Below are 5,170 nucleotides of genomic sequence, written 5' to 3'. Positions count from 1 at the left end.
TGGGCCATGACTGCCACCGCACAGCCTGGGTTAGAAGAAGCTCAACCCCACATGGAACAGCTTCTCGACGTCGCGAATGTGCTTCTTGTCCACCAGGAACAGGATCACATGGTCGCCGGTCTGGATCACGGTGTCGTCGTGGGCGATGAGGACTTCGTCGTCGCGGATGATGGCGCCGATGGTGGTGCCGGGTGGCAGGCCGATGTCGCGGATGGCTTTGCCGATGACTTTGCTGGATTTGGCGTCGCCGTGGGCGATGGCTTCGATGGCTTCGGCCGCGCCGCGGCGCAGGGAGTGGACGCTGACGATGTCGCCGCGGCGTACGTGGGCCAGCAAGGTGCCGATGGTTGCCAGTTGCGGGCTGATGGCGATGTCGATGTCGCCGCCCTGGATCAGGTCGACGTAGGCCGGGTTGTTGATGATGGTCATGACCTTTTTCGCGCCCAGGCGCTTGGCCAGCAGCGAGGACATGATGTTGGCTTCGTCGTCGTTGGTCAGGGCCAGGAAGATGTCGGCGTCGGCGATGTTTTCTTCCAGCAGCAGGTCGCGGTCGGAGGCGCTGCCTTGCAGCACCACGGTGCTGTCGAGGGTGTCGGAGAGGTAGCGGCAGCGTGCCGGGTTCATCTCGATGATCTTGACCTGGTAGCGGCTTTCGATGGCTTCGGCCAGGCGTTCGCCGATCTGGCCGCCGCCAGCGATGACGATGCGTTTGTAGTTCTCGTCGAGGCGGCGCATTTCGCTCATGACTGCACGAATATTCGCCTTGGCGGCGATGAAGAAGACTTCGTCGTCGGCTTCGATCACCGTGTCGCCCTGGGGCAGGATCGGCCGGTCGCGGCGGAAAATCGCGGCCACGCGGGTTTCGACATTGGGCATGTGCTCGCGCAATTGGCGCAGTTGCTGGCCCACCAGCGGCCCGCCGTAGTAGGCCTTGACCGCGACCAGTTGCGCCTTGCTCTCGGCAAAGTCGATCACCTGCAGGGCGCCGGGGTGTTCGATCAGGCGCTTGATGTAGTTGGTCACCACCTGCTCGGGGCTGATCAGCACGTCCACCGGGATCGCTTCGTTGTCGAAGAGGTCGGCGCGGGTCAGGTAGGCGGCTTCGCGCACCCGGGCGATCTTGGTCGGGGTGTGGAACAACGTGTGGGCGACCTGGCAGGCGACCATGTTGGTTTCGTCGCTGTTGGTCACGGCCACGAGCATGTCGGCGTCGTCGGCGCCGGCCTGGCGCAATACCGTCGGCAACGAGCCGCGCCCTTGCACGGTGCGGATGTCGAGGCGGTCGCCGAGGTCGCGCAGGCGTTCGCCGTCGGTGTCGACCACGGTGATGTCGTTGGCCTCGCTGGCCAGGTGTTCCGCCAGCGATCCGCCCACCTGCCCTGCACCCAGGATGATGATTTTCATCCAGTCACTCCTATCGAATCGGTTTTAACCGCGTGCGGCGGCGATTTTGATCAGCTTGGCGTAATAGAACCCGTCATGCCCGCCTTCCTGGGCCAGCAACTGGCGGCCGTGAGGCTGCTTGATCCCGGCCTGGGTGGCGATGTCCAGCTCCCGGGCGCCCGGCGTGCGGGCGAGGAACGCTTCGATCACTTCAGTGTTTTCGGTCGGCAAGGTCGAGCAGGTGGCGTAGAGCAGCATGCCGCCCACGTCCAGGGTCGACCACATGGCATCGAGCAGTTCGCCTTGCAACACAGCCAATGCGGCAATGTCGTCCGGCTGGCGGGTGAGCTTGATGTCCGGATGGCGACGGATCACGCCGGTGGCCGAGCATGGCGCGTCGAGGAGGATGCGCTGGAACGGTTTGCCGTCCCACCAGGCTGCGGTGTCGCGACCATCGGCGGCGATCAGTTGGGCTTCAAGGCCCAGGCGTGCGAGGTTTTCTTTCACTCGTACCAGGCGCTTGGCTTCCAGATCCACCGCCACTACGCCGGCCAGTTTCGGCTCGGCTTCGAGGATGTGGCAGGTCTTGCCGCCCGGGGCGCAGCAGGCGTCCAGCACTCGTTGGCCCGGCGCCAGCTCCAGCAGGTCGGCGGCCAGTTGGGCGGCTTCGTCCTGGACGCTGATCCAGCCCTCGGCGAAGCCCGGCAGTGCGCGCACATCGCCCGGGGTTTCCAGGACGATGCCGTCGCGGCTGTACTGGCACGGAATGGCCGGGATGCCCGCCTCGCCCAGCAACGCCAGGTAGGCATCGCGGGTATGGTGGCGACGGTTGACCCGCAGGATCATCGGCGGGTGGGCGTTGTTGGCGGCGCAGATGGCTTCCCATTGCTCGGGCCAGAACGCCTTGAGGGATTTCTGCAACCAGCGCGGGTGGGCGGTGCGCACCACCGGGTCGTGTTCCAGTTCGGCCAGCAGGGTTTCGCTTTCCCGCTGGGCGCGGCGCAGCACGGCGTTGATCAGGGCCTTGGCCCAAGGTTTTTTCAGCTTGTCGGCGCAGCCCACGGTTTCGCCGATGGCGGCGTGGGCCGGGACGCGGGTGTAGAGCAGTTGATAGAGGCCCACCAGCAGCAGCGCTTCGACGTCGGCATCGGCGGCCTTGAACGGCTTCTGCAACAGCTTGGCCGCGAGGGCTGAGAGGCGCGGTTGCCAACGGGCGGTGCCGAACGCCAGGTCCTGGGTGAAGCCGCGATCGCGGTCTTCGACCTTGTCCAGTTGGGTCGGCAGGGAACTGTTCAGCGAAGCTTTGCCGCTGAGGACGGCGGCAAGTGCCTTGGCGGCGGCCAGACGCGGGTTCATGAAGCGTCCGCCGCTTGGCCGAGGACGGTGCCGACGGCGAATTTCTCACGACGGCTGTTGAACAGGTCGCTGAAGTTCAGCGCCTTGCCGCCGGGCAGTTGCAGACGGGTCAGACACAGTGCCTGCTCGCCACAGGCGACGATGAGGCCGTCCTTGCTGGCGCTGAGGATTTCTCCCGGTGCGCCCTGCCCTTCGGCGCAGCTGGCCGCCAGCACTTTCAGGGCTTCGCCGTTCAAGGTGCTGTGGCAGATCGGCCAAGGGTTGAAGGCGCGCACGAGGCGTTCCAGCTCAACGGCTGGGCGGCTCCAGTCGATGCGGGCTTCGTCCTTGTTCAGTTTGTGCGCGTAGGTGGCGAGGCTGTCGTCCTGCACCTCGCCTTCCAGCGTGCCGGCGGCCAGGCCGGCGATGGCTTGGATTACCGCTGGCGGGCCGATCAGCGCGAGGCGATCGTGCAGGCTGCCACCGGTGTCTTCGGCGCTGATGGGGGTGCTGGCCTTGAGTAGCATCGGCCCGGTGTCCAGGCCGGCTTCCATGCGCATCACGGTCACGCCGCTTTCGGCATCGCCCGCTTCCACGGCACGCTGGATCGGCGCGGCACCGCGCCAGCGCGGCAGCAGCGAGGCGTGGCTGTTGATGCAACCCAGGCGCGGGATATCGAGCACCACTTGCGGCAGGATCAGGCCGTAGGCGACCACCACCATCAAGTCCGGCTTCAGCGCCGCCAGTTCGGCCTGGGCCTGGGCGTCGCGCAGGGTCGGCGGCTGCAGCACCGTGATGCCGTGCTCCAGGGCCAATTGCTTGACCGGGCTGGGCATCAGTTTTTGTCCGCGACCGGCGGGACGGTCCGGCTGGGTGTAGACCGCGACGATTTCGTGGGGGCTGGCCAGCAGGGCCTTGAGGTGTTCGGCGGCAAACTCGGGAGTGCCGGCAAAGACGATGCGCAGTGGCTCAGTCATGGAAAACTCTCAATTACAAAGCAGTCGCAAAAAGAAAAAGGCTTGCCGCGGCAAGCCTTTGAAGAGGGCATCAAGCGTTCTGGCGATGGATCTTTTCCAGTTTCTTCTTGATCCGGTCACGCTTGAGATTAGACAGGTAATCAACGAACAACTTGCCGTTGAGGTGGTCGCATTCGTGCTGGATGCACACCGCCAGCAGGCCTTCAGCGATCAGTTCGTAAGGCTGGCCGTCGCGGTCCAGGGCCTTGATCTTGACCTTCTGCGGGCGGTCGACGTTTTCGTAGAAGCCCGGCACCGACAGGCAGCCTTCCTGGTACTGGTCCATCTCGTCGGTCAAGGTTTCGAACTCGGGGTTGATGAACACCCGCGGCTCGCTGCGGTCTTCGGAGAGGTCCATGACGACGATACGCTTGTGCACGTTGACCTGGGTCGCGGCGAGGCCGATGCCGGGCGCCTCATACATTGTTTCAAACATGTCATCGACCAACTGACGCACTTCGTCGTCCACTACGGCCACCGGTTTGGCGATAGTGCGCAGGCGCGGGTCCGGAAATTCGAGAATGTTCAAAATGGCCATAAGCTTGATAAATGCACGTGTGAAGTAAAGTCGGGTGGCTCGCCTGGCGTGTCTTGGGATGCAGGCTACCGTTGTAAAACGTTGCTCTTTTGCAGAACAGCTCCGCAAGGTAGCGAGCCACGGGGGCTCTGGCGTTTTACGCGAACGCACATAATAAAGGGATTCACCGCATGAGGAAATCACTACTCGCCCTGCTGCTCCTGGCCTCGGCCGGTATCGCGCACGGGCAAGTGCAACTTCGGGAAGGTTTTCCACAGCAATACACCGTGGTCCAGGGGGACACGCTGTGGGACATTTCCGGCAAATACCTGCGCGAGCCCTGGAAATGGCCCGAACTCTGGCAGGCCAACCCGCAAGTGCAAAACCCGAACCTGATCTACCCCGGCGACACCCTGTCGCTGGTCTACGTCAACGGCCAGCCACGTCTGACCCTTGATCGCGGCGCCTCCCGCGGCACCATCAAGCTGTCGCCGCGCATTCGCAGTTCACCTGTGGCCGACGCGATCCCGAGCATTCCACTGCAAGCCATCAACAGTTTCCTGCTGAGCAACCGCATCGTCGACACGGCGGAAGATTTCAACAAGGCGCCCTATATCGTCGCTGGCGACGCCGAGCGCGTGCTCAGCGGCACCGGCGATCGGATTTTCGCCCGTGGCACCTTCGATGCAAGCCAACCGGCGTACGGCATCTTCCGCCAGGGCAAGGTCTACACCGACCCGCAGACCAAGGAATTCCTCGGTATCAACGCCGATGACATCGGCAGCGGTGAAATCATCGCCACCGAAGGCGACGTCACCACCCTGGCCCTGCAACGCACCACGCAAGAGGTGCGCCTGGGTGACCGCCTGTTCAGCGGCGAGGAACGCTCGATCAATTCAACGTTCATGCCCAGCGCGCC

5 protein-coding genes are annotated in these 5,170 nt (G+C 64.1%); 1 reads left to right on the top strand and 4 read right to left on the bottom strand.

The genetic code is table 11. The features are described from left to right. Positions 1-30: 30 nt before the first annotated feature. From trkA to def, 4 genes are all read right to left on the bottom strand, one after another. On the bottom strand, positions 31-1,404 hold the full coding sequence (gene trkA, locus OC610_RS20720) for a Trk system potassium transporter TrkA (RefSeq protein ID WP_264430345.1): 1,374 nt from the start codon (positions 1,402-1,404) through the stop codon (positions 31-33). 24 nt (positions 1,405-1,428) lie between these two features. Further along, positions 1,429-2,739 (bottom strand): 16S rRNA (cytosine(967)-C(5))-methyltransferase RsmB, encoded by a 1,311-nt coding sequence (gene rsmB / locus OC610_RS20715; RefSeq protein ID WP_264430343.1) that lies wholly within the window; start codon positions 2,737-2,739, stop codon positions 1,429-1,431. Beyond that, entirely contained in the window at positions 2,736-3,695 is a 960-nt protein-coding gene (gene fmt / locus OC610_RS20710; RefSeq protein WP_264430342.1) for a methionyl-tRNA formyltransferase, read from the bottom strand. The genes rsmB and fmt overlap by 4 nt, the downstream gene beginning before the upstream one ends. Positions 3,696-3,765: 70 nt before the next feature. Continuing rightward, entirely contained in the window at positions 3,766-4,272 is a 507-nt protein-coding gene (def, locus tag OC610_RS20705; RefSeq protein ID WP_030138961.1) for a peptide deformylase, read from the bottom strand. Between the two features lie 170 nt (positions 4,273-4,442). Here def and OC610_RS20700 point away from each other — a divergent pair. Further along, positions 4,443-5,170: LysM peptidoglycan-binding domain-containing protein (locus OC610_RS20700; RefSeq protein WP_264430338.1), on the top strand; the 728-nt coding region annotated here is incomplete at its 3' end.

This window comes from Pseudomonas agronomica (assembly GCF_025917275.1).
In the GTDB taxonomy this organism is placed as follows: Bacteria; Pseudomonadota; Gammaproteobacteria; order Pseudomonadales; family Pseudomonadaceae; genus Aquipseudomonas; species Aquipseudomonas agronomica.
Note: the sequence above shows the minus strand (reverse complement) of the source record. Positions and strands in the feature narration are given on the sequence as shown.